The organism is Bacillus sp. FSL L8-0099 (assembly GCF_038006385.1).
GTDB lineage: Bacteria > Bacillota > Bacilli > Bacillales > Bacillaceae_G > Bacillus_A > Bacillus_A toyonensis.
This window is the reverse complement of record NZ_JBBOVC010000001.1, coordinates 1,654,973-1,674,257: the sequence shown is the minus strand read 5'-3', so window position 1 is coordinate 1,674,257 and position 19,285 is coordinate 1,654,973. Positions and strand designations below refer to the sequence as shown.

Genomic DNA, 19,285 nt, shown 5'->3' with positions numbered 1-19,285 from the left:
TACATAAAGGGAGATAAAAAAGAAAGAAACTATTAGTAACACGCACTGTAAACCACTAGTTTACACAATAAAAAAAGGGAGAGTAACTCTATTTTCAAGCTACTCTCCCTCTCACTTATATTAATTAAAACAGGTGAATGTTTTCTTTCTTACAAGCTTCACGTAAATCGTCAGGCCATACAGAAGATTGAACTTCACCGATATGTGCTTTGCGTAAAAAGTACATGCACATTCTTGATTGTCCAATACCACCACCAATTGTTAATGGTAGTACATCTTCTAAAATACCTTTATGGAAATCATACTCACGTTTGAAATCATCACCCGTTTTTGTTAACTGTTCATCAAGTGATTTACTATCAACACGAATTCCCATTGATGATAATTCGAATGAAGCTTGTAATACTGGGTGCCAGAATAAAATGTCACCGTTTAATTTCCAATCATCATAATCGGCTGCGCGTCCGTCATGCTTTTCACCTGAACGAAGTGCATCACCAATTCCGATAATGAAGACTGCACCGTGTTCTTTTGCAATTGCATGTTCACGGTCTTTCGGCGTTAATTCTGGATATTTATCTTCTAGCTCTTGGGAAGTAATGAAAACAACTTCTTCTGGTAAATACTTTCCAAGGAACGGATATTTTTCAAATAAGTGATCTTCCAAATCTTTGAATATTCCATAAATTGTCCGTACTGTTTCTTGTAAGTAATCTACAGTGCGCCATTCTTTTTGAACGATTTTTTCCCAATCCCATTGGTCGACGTAAATGGAATGTGTTGCATCAAGTTCTTCATCACGACGAATCGCGTTCATGTTTGTATATAAACCTTCACCAGCTTCATATCCATATTCATGTAGTGCAAATCGTTTCCACTTTGCTAGTGAATGAACAATTTCTAATTCTTCTCCTGAATGTAACATATCAAATTCAATTGGACGTTCTACACCGTTTAGATGATCGTTTAATCCTGATTTTTTTGTTACGAATAATGGTGCAGATACGCGGAATAGTTCAAGACGTTTTGCTAATTGGTCTTCGAAAAATGTTTTAACTTCCTTAATTGCGATTTGAGTCTCTCTTACTGTCATTAATGATTGATACATGGTGGTTTCCCCCTAAAATGTTTGGATGTTGTGAAAAGAAGCCAACAAAAAAAGCCCTTCTTCCCCAAAAAACTGGGACGAAAGGCTTTGGTTCCGCGGTACCACCCAAATTAGCAACAGAGGTTGCTCACTTATACAGTACGGAGATGAAGATCTCGATACTGTTCTTCTTGTAACGGCGAAGTGCCCGGCTAAGTCTACTTTCCTATAAAGGGTTTCGGTTAGCAACTCCAGGAGGTTCTTCATAATAGGCTTCGTATCAGGCTCACACCACCCCTGACTCGCTTAGACTACGTCCTACTACTACTCGTCCTTTCATAGTCGTTTTGTTGTCACATCTCTGAAACATTTTATTAATGATTATTCTATACAAAAAATAAAGAAAGTCAACAAAAAGTTTTAAAATATTTTTCAATTCTATATTTTACGGCTTTATTGATTGTTGTTAATTTAACATCTTTACTTCTTCTGCCTCGTCAATCCAAAAAATGTTTCACTAACCGAAACTAACGTATACACAACAATTAGTGTAATCGTTCGAAATATAGAATCCGCAGTATTTCTTATTATTTTCATTTTCTTTGTAATTCCTTTCAGTTTACTTGCAATTTCATGATATACTATAGCATTCAAGCAGTTTGTTTTTACTTAAAGCAAACATAGTCATTTATCAAGAGTATTTTCTAATTCATTGACTATTATCAAACAAGATTTTTATATAACGGAGTGATCATATGAGCAAAACGAAAGCGAAACCGAAAAAAGGTGTAGGACAAGGTACAGGAAGTAAAGGATGGAACCGTTGGCAATCAAGTGCAAAGAAAAAGAAAGCAGCAAAGCCATATAAAAGTAAAGGCACAAAGAAGTAATTTAAATACCATTTGATTTCTTTACTTTGTTCAAAACAAAATATAATTATTAAAACAAAAAAACTATGCTCTCATAAATTTGAAAGCATAGCTTTTTTTATTTTAAATCATAAGAATTTCTCGAATTTCTTCCTCAGTTATGGAGGATAATTTCCCTTCTCCTGGCTCAATTACTTCAGCAATTAAATTTTTCTTCGTTTCTTGTAGTTCATGCATTTTCTCTTCAATTGTTCCGTGGGCTACTAACTTAATAACTTGCACCGTATTTTTTTGTCCCATTCTATATGCTCTATCTGCTGCTTGTTGTTCAACAGCTGGATTCCACCATAAATCATATAATATCACTGTATCTGCACCAGTTAAGTTAAGACCCGTACCACCAGCTTTTAAAGAAATAAGAAACAAATCGCCTTCACCTTCGTTAAACCGATTGCATAGCTCTACACGTTCCTGCGCTGGTGTACTCCCGTCTAAATAAAAGTATGGAATCGCTTGACTATTTAACTCACGACCAATAATGGAAAGCATCTTCGTAAATTGAGAAAAGATCAAAATTCTCTTCCCAGTACTTCTACATTCTTCTAAAATCTCTAACAGTTGTTCAAATTTAGCTGAACTGCCTTTGTAATCATCAACGAATAAAGCAGGATGATTACAAATTTGTCGTAATCTCGTTAAACCAGCTAATATTCTAATTTTATTTTTACGTAACGTATCTTTGTCTAAATGTTTTAACGTTTCTTCCCTTAATTTCGCTAAATAAGCTGCATACAATCTCTTTTGGTCTGGTAATAACTCCGATGACTGTAAATGCTCTATTTTATCTGGCAACTCATTTAATACGTCCTCTTTTAATCGTCTTAATACGAATGGTTTCACTCGCTTCGCTATATCCTCACGCCTTAAATCACCGAACTCTTTTCTTCCTGGTAATAATTCTGGGAAGACGACATGGAAGATAGACCATAGCTCTTCTAACGAATTTTCTACAGGTGTTCCTGTTAATCCGAAACGATACTCCGCTTGAATCGTTTTCACCGCTTTTGCAGTTTGCGTTGTAGGGTTTTTAAACGCTTGTGCTTCATCAAGAAATAGTGTATGAAACGGCCTTTCATACAACCTTATATCTCTTCTCAGCAATGGATATGACGTAATTATGACATCAAATTCTGCTATATCTTTTAAAATTTTCCGGCGCTCTATTTGATTTCCATCTGCAATAACTGCTCTAATATGCGGGGCGAATTTTTTCAATTCACTCAGCCAATTATAGACGAGGGACGACGGAGAGACTACTAATATAGGCATGTTTTTCTCTCGAATTTCAGGCAAAACAGAGTCTATAAAAGCAATGCTTTGCAGTGTTTTCCCGAGTCCCATATCGTCTGCTAAAATGCCTCCAAAACGGTAATAGGCGAGTGTTTTCATCCACTCGAATCCATACACTTGATACTCTCGCATTTCTGCATGTAAAGTATTTGGCACAGCAAATTTCAATTTTTTCGGGTTTTGAATATTTTCTACTAGCTCTTGAACAGAATCATCCAAACTTAAAACATTACCTTCGTGAAGTCCGTTCATCCATTTTACACTCCGGATAAGCGGAACATTCACTTCTTCCCCATGTAAAAATTCTTTCCGAATACCCGTTTCTTTTACAAATTGATTAATTTCATTAAACTCTTTACTCTCCAGTGATAATAAAGAACCGTTCGCTAATCGGTAATATTTCCGTTTCTCTTCAAGAGCTACTAATACTCCTTTAATTTCCGCCTCCGGTATTCCTTTTATATCAAAACGAAATGACAACCAGTCTATCCTCTCTTTTCGTCTAACTCTAATAAGAGGAGCTGTATCTCCTTTATGAATTCGTAATTTGATTGCTGTCGTCGCATAAATATCAAGTAAACCTTTTAATGTTGGAACGACGTGATATAAAAAATTGTACTCAGCTTCTTCATTATGCATAAAGTAACCGCCTTCCGTTTTCGCAAAGGCACTTTCACTCATAATATCTAAAATCTCTTTTTCCTTTTTCTCATCACGATTAAAAACAGACGGCTGTCCATCCTCTTCTAACGGATTAATTATGACGTTTCCATAGTGAAATTCAAGACCTGCTAACAAGCGATTTTTCACTCTATCTAAATATAATTTCGCTTTTAATACGGGTGTTTCAACACGATCTGATACTACCTCATCTATTCGTACAGTTCCTAGCTTCATTAAACCTGGTACAACTTTTGCTACAAAATATTCCATCTTATCTGCCGGAATGTATAATTGGTTACTACTAGAGCGATTCATCATTTTTTGTAATTCGATAAGCCGCTTGCAATCCTCAGCGTTCAACTGATACAGTTTCCCTCCAAATAGAGCATAACTATACGTATCCATTACCTCAACTCGTTGTAAGCCATCAATATAAAGCGTAAACCCACTGTTACTCCCTTTATTAAACTCAAAATGTAATGGAAGGAGTCCTTTTGAAATTTGTAAACCATGAAAAGATTGTCCATTTTGATTCAGTCTCACACACTCAACTTTAGAAAGTAAAGAAAGCATATCCCCCCAAGACGCTGGCGGTATTAAAATCATGCTATCATCTTGTTTTGCATGTACTTCTAGCGTATCCTCATACATTTTTTCATTATGATGAATTTTAATAAGTTGCTGAATAATCGCATCTGTATCTTGTTTAAAGCTATGTACATCTGGTGTATATGTAAACTCATTGGAACAATTAAAAAGTTCTCTTCTCTCCACCTTAAAAAGAAATTCTCTAATCTGATTTACGAAATACGTTTTGGCAAGTTTCAGCTGCATTCCTAGAAGCGCTCCACCTTGTTTCGTAACTACTGGTGTACAAATAAATTCAACATGAAGTATTTCACGTGTATCAAAACGATGTTGTTTACTTTTCGGTCTCAGTGGCTTGTCTGCAAACAACTGAAACATCCCACTTGTTAATTGATCATTCCCGCTCATGTGTTCACTACTAGCTGGGCGCATTCCACCCGTTTGCTGATTATAATTTATTTGTATCAATACTGCTGCAACATGTTGACAGTACGTTTGAAAAGACGCTAATGACGGACAACTACATTTCGCAACAACATCACCCTTTTTAATTTTTTCGACTGTAACATGAAAATCTTCGTTTCCTTTTACTGTCGCCTCGCAAATTTCTTTATTTTCATCATAATGATTTATTATTACTTTATTTGATTTATAATAAGCTTCGCCTCTTTTATATGAGGTCTCTCCGCACACTTCTTTAATAATCGATTTATTTAACGTAAAACTCATTGCTTTGACACTTCCTTACTGTAAAACCATTTTCTCTTACTTAACATTTTACATGCTTCACGAGAAAATATAAAATGTTGGTTTAACAAAAAAGATACTTATTTATAAACGCCTCAGACTGTAAGCAAATAGAGTTTCAGTACTTGTCCCTAAACTCTTAAAACCGCCTATTATACAGGCGATTCTGAAAGGTTCCAGCATAGTATTTAAATATCTTCTACATTTTTCATGTAAAAGTTTTACTGGCCATCGCATCAATAATTTAAAAGATATGATTTTATGAAAAAGAGTAATAAAAGTTTTTCACACACACCATTGAGATGGATGTGCATATTTTGATGCATGGGGGCTTACTCTCTATAATAAGAGGATAAAGTAGGTAATTTACATATTTTCATGCGTGCCCTTATATAAGACTGTTATTGCGGCTAGTATAAGGATGATCCCCATACAAGCAGGTGCGGCATGCCCAAGTGAAACATAAATTTGACCTCCAATGATCGGCCCAATCATTCTTGCTAAAGCCTGAATAGATTGACTACCTCCTTGAATCCTTCCTTGTTCACTAGAATCGACAGACTTCGAGAGCATCCCATTGAATGAAGGTCCAAAGATGGAATCACCAAAACCAAATATAAACATTCCAGCGATAAGAAACGGATAAAATGAGAACAAAGCTGATGCTGCAATAAGACTATAACCTATAATCTCCGAAACCATTCCGAGAATTGCTATCTGTTTATCAGTAAGTTTTGTCAAAAGTTTTGGCATTATAAAACTTTGTGAAATGATATCTTGGAATCCCATAATTGAAAACATAAGTCCGATTAACGCAGGCTTCCAACTAAAAGTATCCATTGTAAATTGTGAAAAAATTGCCTGTAAAGATCCATTTGGTATCCAAAGTAAGAATGCTGAGACAAGTAGCCATTTTAAATTTTTCATGGAAAGTATATTTGCAAGTTGTGTAAATGGATTCAATCTTACAAAGGTAATCTCTTTCAATCTATTATTTTTGTCAAGGCTCTCAGGCATATATAAGATTCCATAAACAACATTTAATAAAGTTATGATTGCTCCAAAATACATAGGTACAGAATAACCAAACTTGGCAAGATATCCACCTATAGTTGGTCCAATAACAGTGCCTACTCCTACAACCGCACTTACCCATCCGAAGTATTTCGTTCTTTGTTCTGGAGGAATAATATCTGCAAAATATGCGAAGATAGTGCTTATGCTCCCTCCTGTTATACCTTCTATTATGCGCCCAGCAAATAGTATCCATAGAGCTCCTCCTATGCCAAAAACTAAGTACCCGATTGCGGAACCGAAAAGGCATACTAAAAGTAATGGACGACGACCATATTTATCACTCAAAGCTCCAAGTGCGGGAGCCGCAAAAAATACGCAGACTGCATAAACAGAAGTTAATAGCGTAACGAAGACCGCTTGTTCTGCCGAATTACTTGTATACGGCTGCACTAAAAATGGAACGACAGGTATTATAATGCTGAATCCTATTCCACAAAGAAACACAGAGATAAGACCGAATAGTAAGGCGTGTTTATCTATGACTCTTTCCGTATTATGTTCATTATGTGATCTGAATTTGGACATTTACATTCTCACCCCAACAGTTATTTTTGTTTCCTTATCAACAAAACAATAACTCCATTTTGTTTCCCTGTCAACAAAATTACAACAATAAAAAAGGCAATCCATCCTTGGACTGCCTTTCGTTTCATTTTTATTTTTTAAATAGATTACGACTTAATATGTACACCTTGTTTCTTTATTTCTGTATCTAAATGTCTACTATACTTTTCCACAAAGCTAAGTATACTATCAAATTCTTCCTCGGTTACTTGATCAAACACAACTTTATCCCGTTCTTCAAACTCTTTGTGCAGATCCTCATGTATTTTATAAATTACTTTCCCTTGTTCAGTAAGCCTAAAATAGATTTCTTTCTTATTATCCGACTTCTGATAACTTTCGATAAGGCCTTTTTTTATAAGTTTTTTTGTTATTCTACTTATGGCACCGCGAGTCATATAAAAGGACTCCGCAAGTTTTGTCACGTTAGAATCTACATTTTTTTCAATGTATTCGATACAATGTACTTCAGAAGAATTATACCCCTTAAGACTGTCTTCCATCTTATCCTTATTAAGCCAAACAATCTTATTATATAAGTCCCTGAAACCCACTATGATCTTTTCTTCTTTATTCATGCCCTGTCCTCCTCCCCGTTGGTGCATTAACCATATTATATTTATTTTTTGCTTCTATTCCAACTCTAATGAAAAAAGAGAGTCAAAAGCGTGTTGAGCACCAAGAAACTCAATGTCATTTGAACAAGACTTTGTCTACAATCTGAAACACTTATCTCTTTTCATTCTATCTCCATCAACCGTTTTGCCTCAAAATACAACACTTGAATAAACTTCTTCGTGTTAATACGTATATGACCAGAAGCCGCTACTTCATCTTTCGTCATTTCTGTCATCCGTTTTCTAACTATAGTAAAATCAAAAAATTTCGGAGCATAGCTTTCAAATTTCGGATTCGAAAAGTCTGTTAACCCGAGGGAAGCTAAGTGATTTAACGATTGATAAATCGCCCTTCTTACCCTTTGCTCAGATGCTTTCTTCTCTTTATCAATATCCGTATCTAAAGCTACATCCCCTAATTTCCTTATTGTAATATGATGGAAAATATCTTTTAATGCAGGAAATCCAAATTCAAATGTTTGTGCCTTTTCCTGCCCATATAAATATTCCAACATACTAAGCAAGTCTTTGCTTCCGTTCTCTCCCGCAATACCGAGTTCTGATAATAAATAGCGCCCTGAATCCGCTATTTTCTTCCCTTCTTGTATTGGCTCATTTCGAACTTGCGGCTGTTCCCACTTAAAAACGTTATTCAATGATTTTTGAATATCATGTATAGAACGCTCCAAACGAATACGCTCCATTACTTTTCGTACAACAGATACAACTTCAATTTTATTCAGTGGCTTTGTAATATAATATTCTACTCCAAGTGTATACGCCTCACCTATAAGTTGCTTCGATTCAACTTGAGAAATCATAATGATCTTCCCAGTAAAAGCGGACGCAATATGACGAACTGTTTCAATTCCGTCTCGCATTGGCATTAATAAATCAATAAACAAAATATCTACTTTTTTAAAATTCAGTTGGTCCGCTTCAATAAAAGCTCCGTCTTCCGACTCTCCAATTACTTCCCCAAGATCTCCATCTTCAATAATTTGCGAAAGCATAGAACGGAAAACTTCATCATCATCTACGATATAATAAAACAACATTATTCCCCTTCCCGCTTTAAACTGCACTCCGGTAAACAAACGATAAACTTACACCCGCCACCAGTTTCTCGTTCTTCTAATCTCACTTCTCCACCTAGCTCTGTTACCATTTCGTTTATGTAAGAAAGTCCAATACCTGTTGACGGTGTTCCCGTTTGATCATACTTTGAAGTAAACCCTGGCTTAAATACTAATTTCTTATACTTCTGTGCAATACCAGGACCATCGTCAATTACTTCAAAGAATATATGTTTATCTCGTTTATATAGCTTTATACTAATGAGACCTCTATCCTCAATTGCTTCCACTGCATTTGCAACTAAATTATTAAAAATTGATAGAACTGTATACACGTGATATGCAGCGTGCTCACCTTCTATATGTTTAGAAAAACGTATATCTTTTCCTAGCATTTCAGCATACTTCTCATTTATTCTTACAATTATTTCCGCTAATTCATGTCCTTCTACATACTCAGCCACATTTTTATCTAATAACAGTTTAGATAACCCTGCAAAAATCCTTTGATTATCCTTTTTTATTTCATGCACTTCTCCTGCTATTTTTAAAGCTGTTTTGCTATTTAAGTCATCGTTCGCTTGTAAGTTTCGATATAGTTGATATGCTTCCTGTGTAATTAACTCAGCATTTTGTAACGTTTTTTTCAAATGGACAGATTCCACATATAAATTAGAGAGATACATTAACATATTTTCATTTTCTTTTCGAACTTGGGATTCTTTTAATTTCGTTTCATATAAATTCATCATATTTAAAAAACCGAGCGCAAAGAAACTACGGAAAATAGCTATAATGATTAGTTTATTCACTTCAGAAACTGTTATCGTTGTGCCTAGTACGAGCATATGATAAAACGCAAGTTCTGACATACTTGCAATAATTTCAATTGAAATTCCAAGGCACCCAATAATAATTGGCTTCTGATGAAACTTATTTACCCTAGAAAACGAAAAGAGGCTTCCATAAATAAAATAATAAAAGAACACAGGATAGCGCAAATAAAATGATTCTGTCATATGGAATGAACCTTGCAATACCCAGTCAAGACTTACACGGAATAAAACTACAGATATACCGACGAGAACACCTGCAGCTGCTGCTGGTATTCTTCTTAAAAATAATAATAAAAAGAAGAAAAGCGGTGTCCCGAAGCTAACACGAAACATATCATTAAAAGGATGAAAATTAAGCTCTCCAGCAATTGGGACAACTACCATTAATATAATTAAAAGATACATATCTTTCTTCCATAATTGATTCCAATTCAAAGCTGCCACTTCCTATATATTTTTCAAAATGTATAAGTAAAGCCCGTTTATTATTATAAACGGGCTTTTTCTCTATATACTAACCTTTTCTACCGCTTTTATTTGACGATACTCAGGCTTCCACATTGCTTCTTTCACTGCAATCTTAATATCGTTATCACTTAAGTTTTCTCTAGCAACACCTTCTGCAACTGCAACTTTCGCTACTTCAATTGCAACTAGTTCAGAGATATTACGTAACTCTTCAACTTCTGGCAAAATAGGTGCTCCTGGCTGACTTGTATCTACCATACTTGCAACTGCTTCAGCTGCTGCTGCGAACATTCCATCCGTCATGACGCTTGCACGAACAACAATTGTACCAAGACCTAGTCCCGGGAAAATAAGTGCGTTATTTGACTGTCCAATCACATACGTTACACCGTTATATGTAACTGGTTCAAACGGACTTCCTGTTGCAACTAACGCTCTTCCTTCTGTCCACTCGATTAAATCTGCTGGTTTCGCTTCCGCAAGTGGTGTTGGATTCGACATTGGTAAAATAATTGGTCTTTCTACGTGAGAAGCCATTTCTTTAATAATCTCTTCTTTAAATGCGCCCGCAACTGTTGATGTTCCAATTAAAATTGTCGGTTTTACATGTTTCACAACTTCAGCAAGCCCGATCACATCATTTTGTTTCCAATCACTTACTTCCGCTTCTTTTCTTGCATATGGAATTTGGAAATCAAGAAGACCTTCCATATTATCTGTAACTAATCCGTTACGGTCAATACACCAGAAACGATTATGAGATTCTTCATCTGATAAGCCGACGCGAACCATTGCATCTCTTACTTGATCTGCGATACCGATTCCAGCCGTACCAGCACCAAACACAACAACACGGTGCTCACTTAGCGGTACACCAGAAGCTTTTACTGCCGATAATACAGCAGCAAGTGAAACTGCCCCTGTACCTTGAATATCATCATTAAATGTACAAACGTCATGACGATATTTATCTAAAATTTTTCGTGCATTTCGAGAACTGAAGTCTTCCCAATGTAGAAGCGCCTTCGGGAATTGTTTATTTACCGCTTGAACAAACGTATCAATAAATTCATCGTACGCTTCACCTGTTATACGAGGATGACGATTTCCAATATAAAATGGATTGTTTAATAATTCCTCACGATTTGTACCTACATCTAAAATTACCGGTAATACACGGCTAGGATCGATTCCAACTGCGGCCGTATATACAGCTAATTTCCCGATTGCGATGTTAATTCCACCAACACCCCAATCACCAATTCCTAATATACCTTCTCCATCCGTTACAACGACTAAATCAATGTTTTCAGCTGTTGCACCGATATTGGCAAATGCATCTTCAATACCTGATGGATCGTTAATTGATAAATAAATACCACGTGGTTTACGGTATTCATGACTATACCTTTGAATTGCTACACCTACAGTTGGTGTATATACAATCGGTAACATTTCACGTAAATGATCTGTTAATATACGATAAAATAATACTTCATTTCGATCATGTAACGCCGTTAAGTATACATTTTTTAATAAATCATCCGGCTGAGAACTAAATTGTTCATATGCTCGGCGTGCTTGTTCTTCTAATGTTAAAACAGCTGGCGGTAATAACCCTTTTAAACCTAACTCTTCTCTTTCCTCTTGTGTGAAAGCTACCCCTTTATTTAAAAGTGGTGTTGATAATACTTCTGCTCCTCTTAATGTTGTTTCTAATGCACCATTAGAAGCCACTGTAAACTTACTCATAACATCCCTACCTCTATTCATATATAGCATTTCTATATTGTAAACAAAAAAGAGGGGATTGTCCCCCTCTTCTTTTAATTTTTCTTTAAAAGAGTTGCTCCTGCAATCCCTGGATGTGTCATTTCGAATGGATCTAGAATTAACTCTAAATCTTCTTGTGACAATACACCATTTTTTACACAAAGTTCACGAACGGATTGACCTGTTGCAATTGCTTCTTTCGCAACACGAGCTGCTGCTTCATAACCGATATGAGGGTTCACGGCTGTAATAATTCCTACACTTTTCTCAACGTACTCTTTTAAACGATCTTCATTCGCTTCAATTCCTTTTAAGCAATTATCTGTAAAGGCACGGAAACCATTATTCATAATGCTAATAGATTGAAGTAAGTTGAAAACAAGTACTGGTTCCATAACATTTAATTCTAATTGTCCTGCTTCTGAAGCAAGACAAATTGTATGATCGTTACCAATAACTTGGAACGCAATTTGGTTAATAACTTCTGGCATAACAGGGTTTACTTTCCCTGGCATAATAGAAGAACCTGGTTGACGAGCTGGTAACATAATTTCTGCTAAACCAACACGTGGACCTGATGCCATTAAGCGAAGGTCATTCGCAATTTTAGACATATTCATCATACATACTTTTAGTGCTGCAGATACTTCTGTGTACGCATCAGTATTTTGCGTCGCGTCCACTAAATCTTCTGCACCAACAAGCGGTAATTCACTAATTGTAGCAAGATGTTTTACAACTGCTTCAATATACTCTGGATCTGCATTTAAGCCTGTACCAACTGCAGTTGCTCCCATATTTACTTCATATAAATGTTGACGTGATTGCTTAATACGTTTCATATCACGTTCTAGTACGCGAGAATACGCTTTAAACTCTTGTCCAAGACGAATTGGTACAGCATCTTGTAAATGCGTACGACCCATTTTAATAACATGGTCGAATTGTTCTGCTTTTAATTCAAATACATCATGCATATAACCCATCGTTTGTAATAAGCCTTCTAATGCATTTAATGTCGCGATATGAATCGCCGTTGGGAATGCATCGTTTGTTGATTGTGCCATATTTACATGGCTATTTGGACTAATATAATGATAGTCTCCCTTTTCCATTCCTAATAATTCAAGAGCACGATTGGCAATGACTTCATTTGCATTCATGTTCATTGAAGTACCCGCACCGCCCTGAATTGGGTCGACGATGAAATGATCGTGCCATTTTCCATCTAGAATTTCTTGAGCAGCTTCTGCGATCGCGCCGCCTTTATTCAATTCCAATCTACCTACATCTGTATTTGCAAGTGCTGCTGCTTTTTTTACAACTGCGAATGCTTGAATTAAACCTTCATGAATTTTGTAACCTGTAATTGGGAAGTTTTCTACTGCACGCATTGTTTGTACGCCGTAGTATGCATAATTTGGTACTTCTTTTTCACCTAAAAAATCTTTTTCAATTCGCACACCATTTTTAACTTCAGTTAATGTTGCCATGATTATTCACTCCTTAACGATTTCTTATGCTGCTTTTGTTTCTTTGACTGTTTCTACATATTGTTTTGCTTTCTCATTATCGAATTCGCCTTCCCACTTCGACATAACAATGGCCGCTAATGCATTTCCTAATACATTGACAGATGAGCGAATCATATCTAAAATGCGGTCAATTCCCGCAATTAACGCGATACCTTCTAGTGGTAACCCCATTGAACCTAACGTTGCTAATACAACAACGAACGATGCACCTGGAACTCCCGCCATACCTTTGGATGTTAACATGAGAACGAATAATAACGTTATTTGCTCCGTCAGTGACATGTGTACACCATACATTTGTGCAACAAACAATGCCGCTAACGCTTGATAAATAGCCGATCCAGTCAAGTTAAATGTATAACCTGTCGGAATTACGAAAGAGGCAACTGCCTTTGGACAACCGAACTCTTCCATTTTTCTCATTATATTAGGTAAAACAGCTTCTGAACTTGCTGTCGTAAATGAAAGAATAAGTTCTTCTTTTAAAATTTTTATTAATGTAAAAATGTTTACGCCAACCATTCGTGCATTAATACCTAATACAATCACAACGAATAGTATAACAGTTACGTATACAGCTAGCACTAGTTTTCCTAACGGAAGTAGTGTTGCTACACCAAATTTTGCAACCGTAACAGCAATTAATGCGAATACACCGAATGGTGCAAACTTCATAACTTGATTTGTAACCCAAAACATTGCTTCGAGTACACCTTCAAAAAAGTTAAAGACAGGCTTTCCTTTTTCTCCAATTGCTGCAACTCCTAAACCAAATAACACGGAGAAGAATATAATCGGTAATAAGTCACCTTGTGAGATAGATTCAAATACGTTTTTCGGTACAATATGAACAATCGTTTCAGCAAATCCTTTCTTCTCTGTTGCATCTGCAGTTTGTTTATAAGAAGAAATATCACTTTGCTGTAAATTGCTCATATCAACGCCAGTACCTGGTTGGAATATATTCGCTGCAAGTAATCCCATTAAAATAGCAATCGTCGTAATAATTTCGAAATAAAGAATTGTCTTACCGCCCAGTTTCCCAAGCTTTTTCATATCTCCCACGCCAGCTACCGCAACAATTAATGCTGAAATAACAATTGGTACTACAATCATCTTAATTAAATGAATAAATATATCCCCAATTGGTGTGATATAAGAAATCGCCGTTTTATTGCCATAAAAGACTGCCCCTACTACAATCCCTAAAACAAGCGCGACAAAAATTTGTGTTGCCAATCCGAATTTTTTCATTTATGTTCATCCCCTTCATGCGAACGCTTTCAATTTGAATTTATAAAAGCTACTCACACATCATATAAGCGAACCTACAAAATCATACAAAAACCTACAAGTTTGTCACAAAAAATTCAAATATTTTTCTTCTATTTTTCATTGACACCATTTTGTTAAAAAACGATAAAATATACTTGATAAGTAATCAGATTATTTCGTATAATCAAAAAGATATATACTTAAAACAAATCGAAATGAAAAGGAGTGGATAGTATGAAAAACTACACAAAGCAATTCGTCCTATCTTCTTCTTTTCTTTTTCATTTTCTTAAAAAGGAACAAAGGCATTCGCCTTTGTTCCTTTTTTATTGCGATCTATATAGGGGGAATTGTTATGAGGCCATATAAAAGAGTTTTAATAAAACTAAGCGGCGGCGCTCTTGCCGATCAAACTGGAAATAGCTTTAACTCCAAACGATTAGAACATATCGCAAACGAAATTTTATCCATTGTTGATTTAGGTATCGAAGTATCCATCGTTATCGGTGGCGGTAACATTTTCAGAGGTCATCTAGCTGAAGAATGGGGAATTGATCGTGTAGAAGCTGATAATATCGGTACGTTAGGTACGATCATTAATAGCTTAATGCTCCGCGGTGTTTTAACTAGTAAAACAAATAAAGAAGTACGCGTTATGACTTCCATCCCTTTTAACGCAGTAGCTGAACCATATATTCGCTTGCGTGCAGTCCATCATTTAGATAACGGTTATGTCGTTATTTTTGGAGGCGGTAACGGGCAACCTTTCGTTACGACAGATTACCCAAGTGTACAGAGAGCAATCGAAATGAATAGTGACGCCATATTAGTCGCAAAACAAGGAGTAGACGGTGTCTTTACAAGTGACCCAAAACATAACAAATCAGCGAAAATGTATCGAAAGCTGAACTATAACGATGTTGTTAGACAAAACATACAAGTCATGGACCAAGCCGCTTTATTGCTTGCTCGGGACTACAATTTACCAGCACATGTCTTTAACTTCGATGAGCCTGGGGTGATGAAGAAAATATGTTTAGGGGAACATGTGGGGACGTTGATTAATGATGATGTTTCGATGCTTGTGCATGAATAATAGTTATTTCTCATGAAAAGGGTGTCTATTAAAGACACCCTTTTCATTAACCTTTATAAATAAAAATCAGCCAATCCCCCCAACTTCTCCTTACAACGCTCCCAAAATGATAACTTCTCAAAAAATTCTTTCGTCATTTCTTTCGAATCATGAAAATCTTGCGTTAACGCCTCATTCACTTCTGAGACGATAGATCCACCATGAATATACAAATTCATCTCATCATTAATATAGAAGCTACGTGCAGTAAAGTTCGTTGTACCGATAACAGTTAATTCATTATCAATTAACATTAACTTCCCATGAAACATTCCTTTTTTATACCCATATACAGTAATCCCATTATTAACAGCTTGACGTATGTATGGATACGCCACTTCTTTTATAAGAGGTAGATCTGGTTTATATGACCAAAGTATTTTTACTGTAACACCACGCTTTTGTGCTGCGATTAAAGCATTCATGGATTCTTTATTTTTTGCTATAAAATACGGCGTTGCAATTACAATGGAGTGTTGAGCTTGTTTTATGAGCTCTATATATTTTTCAGCAACGTAATGCCCATTGTAACTAGTCATAGTATGTAATGTATTCCCTTTACTAGCTTTATTCGTACTCCTCTTTATATCTTCTTTCGTATCTCGTTTCCAATCTAAAGCGAATTGCTGTTCTAAATCTTTTGCTCCTTCTCCTTTAAGCCGTACATGATAATCACGCCAATATCCAAATCGCTTATCTTTCCCTAAGTACTCATCTCCTATATTAAATCCGCCTGTATAGCCAATCTCCCCATCAATCGTCGTAATACGGCGATGATTACGATGATGAAGAGAATAAAACCCGAATGGTAATTCAGGTTTTCTACTATATGTAAAATGCACACCACTTTCCTGCAATTCATTTTTCATCTTTCTTTCAAATGATAAATCATTAATGCGATCAACCGATAAATAGACGTTTACTCCTTCTTTCGCCTTCTCTTTTAATAAGTTTAAAAAAATATGACTACTTTTATCATCCGACAAAATGAAAAAATAAGTGTAGATGGAGCTTTTCGCTTTTTTAATATCTTCAAATAGCTGCTCATATAATGACTTCCCTTCTACATATAATTGAAAGTCACTATAATGAGGTGTATACTCTGTCGGCATGTTTTTCCCAGCTTCCATTTTCCTACCTAGGGTAACATCGATATGCATCCAAATTAAAATAAAAACGAAAATAGCAATAATAATAGAAGTAACTCGTAATATTTTTTTAATCATTTTGATTTCCTTCCGATCATTTTCTTTCCACCCTTCTATTTTGTCATTCAAGTTTAGATTTCATGCTTCATACAAAAAAGGATGCGACTTAACGTCACACCCATTTCACATTAAACAAAATTCCTCGCATCATTATTTCTTCCAAACTTATAAATTGCAATTAAGAAAAATGCTATTGCAAAGGCGAATAAGATTAAAATATTCAAATACAACTCAGAGAATGGAATACCTTGCTGTAGTTTTGCTATCGTATCTAGTAACCAGCGCTGCGGTAGGAAATCAGCTACTTTTTGTACCGCTTTTGGCATAATGTCATATGGAAAATAACATCCAGCAAGCAAACATGTTGGTACTATCACTAGATTTTGCATTGCATTTGAAGCAGCCGAACTTTTTGAAAAAGACACAATAACTAATGATAAACCAATTGCAATTAAAGCGAATATCATAAGCACACCAATCATTACTATGAAAGGCATATTAATATTTGTATGAAAAACATTCGTCATAAATAATACTGCAATGACAATTTGCAATGTTAGTATCATCATATTTACCGCGACGTTGGACAATATAAATTTCTTTCCATCAATTGGTGTTGATAATAATCTAAAGTACGTTCTATTCTCTTTTTCTTTTAAAATAAATCCTGATAAGTTCACTGCTGAAAACAGCATAAACATAATAAGGTAACCCATCGTTTGGTTTGTCATATCTTTATTTTTCGAAGTATCTTCTAGCGTCTCAGTTTTCATTTTAAATGAACTTTTTTGATACCCTGCGTACATACTATCAAATGTACTTTGATCTGTTCCTGCTACTTTACTAATAGCTGCTACATTATCAATATAGTTATATAAATATGATTTTATAAATGCTGTTACTTGATCACCTTTAATCGATGCAATCTCGATATGATTAGGTTTCCCTTCTCGAACACTTTTTGAAAAACCAGAATGTAATGTAATAACTCCATCAAGTTTTTTGGAAGTGAGTTTATCTTCTACTTCCGACTCCTTAACCTTACTCACTTTCACATGATTTAATCCTTCTAAAAACTTTATCGTATCATTTGCTATCGGCTCATTTTCTTTATTTACAATCCCGATATTTAACGTACCTTGCCCCGCATTTCCGTATATCGAAAAAGAGATGAGCGTTCCGATTATCGGCAAACTAATAATAATGAATAATCCTTTTTTATTTTTCAAAAGGACAGATAGTGTTTTTTGTATGAGCCATAAAATATCTTTCATACTATAGCCCCTCCCGTCTACGTAATGCAATAATTGCAATTAATAAAAAGAGTGCTGAAATCCCAAGATTTAAACATATTACCGGCAGTGCCGCTCCTACATCGTTTGCATAAATAATTTTCATGACAGCTGTGTTTGCCCACGTTAATGGTGATAAGTTCGTAACGAAATTTTCTTCTACTACGAAGTATGCACCACCAAAAATAGAAGCTAACTGTATAACAACAAGAATAATTGCTCTCGATGATTCAGCTGTTTTCGTAATATACCCGATCCCTAAACCGAAGCTAATTGCTAGAAAGACTTGTGTTAACAAAATAATAAATATAATTCCAAGATGGTCGCCCCAATTCGCTTGAAATACAAATTTGCTAAATAACATGACAAGTAATACGCAAAGGGCGTTTGCTACTAGGCTACCAAGTACTTTTCCAATGAATATTTCAGCCTTACTTATAGGCGCAGCAATGAGACGATCTCCTGTTTTACGTATTCGTTCTCCTCGAATTAAAGAACTCGCTCCCATCCCAGCATATAGTGCGATCATCGTCGTCATTACAACCGCATAGTAATCCATAGAACCTGGCTTTTTCGCAGCTTGTAAAGATGTTTCTTTTATATAATCATTATGATTCCCATTTGAAATAACTGCGCTCACCTTACTAGGATCTACTTTTGCCACTTCGGTTGCTACATTGTACTTATCAACAAATGTTGTAAGCATACCTTCCACAATACTTCCCTCAATACTACTTTTGTCACTTCCGTAAAACTTTGCACCATCTTTATTTAATTCTACATAAGCAGCATATTTATTTTGCTTCACTGCCTCTTTCCCATCTATACCTTCAGAAGCTTTTTTAAAATGAATACCCGATTTATCGACTTCTTTCGTAAATGCTTCAAACGATTGAGAAAATGTGCTACTCGCTTCATCTTTATATAGCACTTGTATATCCTTAATCGATTGACTATCACTATTAAATGCATTCGTTAACGCTGTCCCTAGCACAAGCATAAGCACAATAGGAAATGCTAACATAAAAACTAAAGTTCTTACGTCCCTGAAATCTCTTTTAATATGCATAACTGCAATATTGAAGATGTTCAATTGATGAACCTCCCTTTACCTTTTCTTCATTT

The 19,285-nt window shown here is 35.5% G+C and carries 14 protein-coding genes and 1 other annotated feature; of the genes, 2 read left to right on the top strand and 12 right to left on the bottom strand.

Going from position 1 to position 19,285, the window contains the following annotated elements; translation table 11 throughout:
- Positions 1-124: 124 nt before the first annotated feature.
- Positions 125-1,108 (bottom strand): aspartate--ammonia ligase, encoded by a 984-nt coding sequence (asnA, locus tag MHH42_RS08780; RefSeq protein WP_000284901.1) that lies wholly within the window; start codon positions 1,106-1,108, stop codon positions 125-127.
- A gap of 70 nt (positions 1,109-1,178) precedes the next feature.
- Positions 1,179-1,436, bottom strand: a binding site (T-box leader).
- A gap of 406 nt (positions 1,437-1,842) precedes the next feature.
- Here asnA and MHH42_RS08775 point away from each other — a divergent pair.
- Positions 1,843-1,977 carry a DUF3934 domain-containing protein gene (locus tag MHH42_RS08775; RefSeq protein WP_000047591.1) on the top strand — a complete coding sequence of 45 codons (135 nt, stop codon included), beginning with the start codon at positions 1,843-1,845 and terminating at the stop codon, positions 1,975-1,977.
- Between the two features lie 102 nt (positions 1,978-2,079).
- On the opposite strand, the gene MHH42_RS08770 is transcribed toward MHH42_RS08775, so the two are convergent.
- From MHH42_RS08770 to MHH42_RS08735, 8 genes are all read right to left on the bottom strand, one after another.
- Positions 2,080-5,286 carry a DEAD/DEAH box helicase gene (locus tag MHH42_RS08770; RefSeq protein ID WP_016108145.1) on the bottom strand — a complete coding sequence of 1,069 codons (3,207 nt, stop codon included), beginning with the start codon at positions 5,284-5,286 and terminating at the stop codon, positions 2,080-2,082.
- Between the two features lie 384 nt (positions 5,287-5,670).
- Positions 5,671-6,906, bottom strand: a complete 1,236-nt coding sequence (locus MHH42_RS08765; RefSeq protein WP_097861211.1) for an MFS transporter — start codon at positions 6,904-6,906, stop codon at positions 5,671-5,673.
- A 146-nt stretch (positions 6,907-7,052) separates the two neighbouring features.
- Positions 7,053-7,523 carry a MarR family transcriptional regulator gene (locus MHH42_RS08760; RefSeq protein ID WP_001030884.1) on the bottom strand — a complete coding sequence of 157 codons (471 nt, stop codon included), beginning with the start codon at positions 7,521-7,523 and terminating at the stop codon, positions 7,053-7,055.
- A gap of 161 nt (positions 7,524-7,684) precedes the next feature.
- Entirely contained in the window at positions 7,685-8,617 is a 933-nt protein-coding gene (locus MHH42_RS08755; RefSeq protein WP_033657313.1) for a response regulator, read from the bottom strand.
- Between the two features lie 2 nt (positions 8,618-8,619).
- Positions 8,620-9,918 carry a sensor histidine kinase gene (locus MHH42_RS08750; protein ID WP_340893169.1) on the bottom strand — a complete coding sequence of 433 codons (1,299 nt, stop codon included), beginning with the start codon at positions 9,916-9,918 and terminating at the stop codon, positions 8,620-8,622.
- Between the two features lie 63 nt (positions 9,919-9,981).
- Positions 9,982-11,694, bottom strand: a complete 1,713-nt coding sequence (gene malS, locus MHH42_RS08745) for an oxaloacetate-decarboxylating malate dehydrogenase (RefSeq protein WP_002093791.1) — start codon at positions 11,692-11,694, stop codon at positions 9,982-9,984.
- 74 nt (positions 11,695-11,768) lie between these two features.
- On the bottom strand, positions 11,769-13,208 hold the full coding sequence (aspA, locus tag MHH42_RS08740) for an aspartate ammonia-lyase (protein WP_000224192.1): 1,440 nt from the start codon (positions 13,206-13,208) through the stop codon (positions 11,769-11,771).
- Positions 13,209-13,232: 24 nt separating this feature from the next.
- The gene (locus MHH42_RS08735) at positions 13,233-14,504 is read right to left on the bottom strand and encodes a cation:dicarboxylate symporter family transporter (RefSeq protein WP_000713298.1); all 1,272 of its coding nucleotides are present in this window, start codon (positions 14,502-14,504) and stop codon (positions 13,233-13,235) included.
- Positions 14,505-14,880: 376 nt separating this feature from the next.
- Here MHH42_RS08735 and pyrH point away from each other — a divergent pair, with 376 nt between their 5' ends.
- A complete protein-coding gene (gene pyrH, locus MHH42_RS08730) occupies positions 14,881-15,621 on the top strand; it encodes a UMP kinase (protein ID WP_001248057.1) in 741 nt (246 codons plus the stop codon).
- 53 nt (positions 15,622-15,674) lie between these two features.
- On the opposite strand, the gene MHH42_RS08725 is transcribed toward pyrH, so the two are convergent.
- The 3 genes from MHH42_RS08725 to MHH42_RS08715 all read right to left on the bottom strand — a co-directional run bounded on the left by MHH42_RS08725 (position 15,675) and on the right by MHH42_RS08715 (position 19,253).
- Positions 15,675-16,886: a phospholipase D-like domain-containing protein gene (locus MHH42_RS08725; RefSeq protein ID WP_142331888.1), complete on the bottom strand. Its 1,212-nt coding sequence runs from the start codon at positions 16,884-16,886 to the stop codon at positions 15,675-15,677.
- A gap of 110 nt (positions 16,887-16,996) precedes the next feature.
- Positions 16,997-18,142 (bottom strand): ABC transporter permease, encoded by a 1,146-nt coding sequence (locus MHH42_RS08720; protein ID WP_000651853.1) that lies wholly within the window; start codon positions 18,140-18,142, stop codon positions 16,997-16,999.
- 1 nt (position 18,143) lies between these two features.
- Complete coding sequence (locus MHH42_RS08715; RefSeq protein WP_001020185.1) at positions 18,144-19,253, bottom strand: ABC transporter permease; 1,110 nt, start codon at positions 19,251-19,253, stop codon at positions 18,144-18,146.
- Positions 19,254-19,285 lie beyond the last annotated feature (32 nt).

Coding starts and splice junctions, on each gene's coding strand:
- asnA (WP_000284901.1), bottom strand. CDS start 1,108: ATGTATCAATCATTAATGACAGTAAGAGAGACTCAAATCGCAATTAAG.
- MHH42_RS08775 (WP_000047591.1), top strand. CDS start 1,843: ATGAGCAAAACGAAAGCGAAACCGAAAAAAGGTGTAGGACAAGGTACA.
- MHH42_RS08770 (WP_016108145.1), bottom strand. CDS start 5,286: ATGAGTTTTACGTTAAATAAATCGATTATTAAAGAAGTGTGCGGAGAG.
- MHH42_RS08765 (WP_097861211.1), bottom strand. CDS start 6,906: ATGTCCAAATTCAGATCACATAATGAACATAATACGGAAAGAGTCATA.
- MHH42_RS08760 (WP_001030884.1), bottom strand. CDS start 7,523: ATGAATAAAGAAGAAAAGATCATAGTGGGTTTCAGGGACTTATATAAT.
- malS (WP_002093791.1), bottom strand. CDS start 11,694: ATGAGTAAGTTTACAGTGGCTTCTAATGGTGCATTAGAAACAACATTA.
- aspA (WP_000224192.1), bottom strand. CDS start 13,208: ATGGCAACATTAACTGAAGTTAAAAATGGTGTGCGAATTGAAAAAGAT.
- MHH42_RS08735 (WP_000713298.1), bottom strand. CDS start 14,504: ATGAAAAAATTCGGATTGGCAACACAAATTTTTGTCGCGCTTGTTTTA.
- pyrH (WP_001248057.1), top strand. CDS start 14,881: ATGAGGCCATATAAAAGAGTTTTAATAAAACTAAGCGGCGGCGCTCTT.
- MHH42_RS08725 (WP_142331888.1), bottom strand. CDS start 16,886: ATGATTAAAAAAATATTACGAGTTACTTCTATTATTATTGCTATTTTC.
- MHH42_RS08720 (WP_000651853.1), bottom strand. CDS start 18,142: ATGAAAGATATTTTATGGCTCATACAAAAAACACTATCTGTCCTTTTG.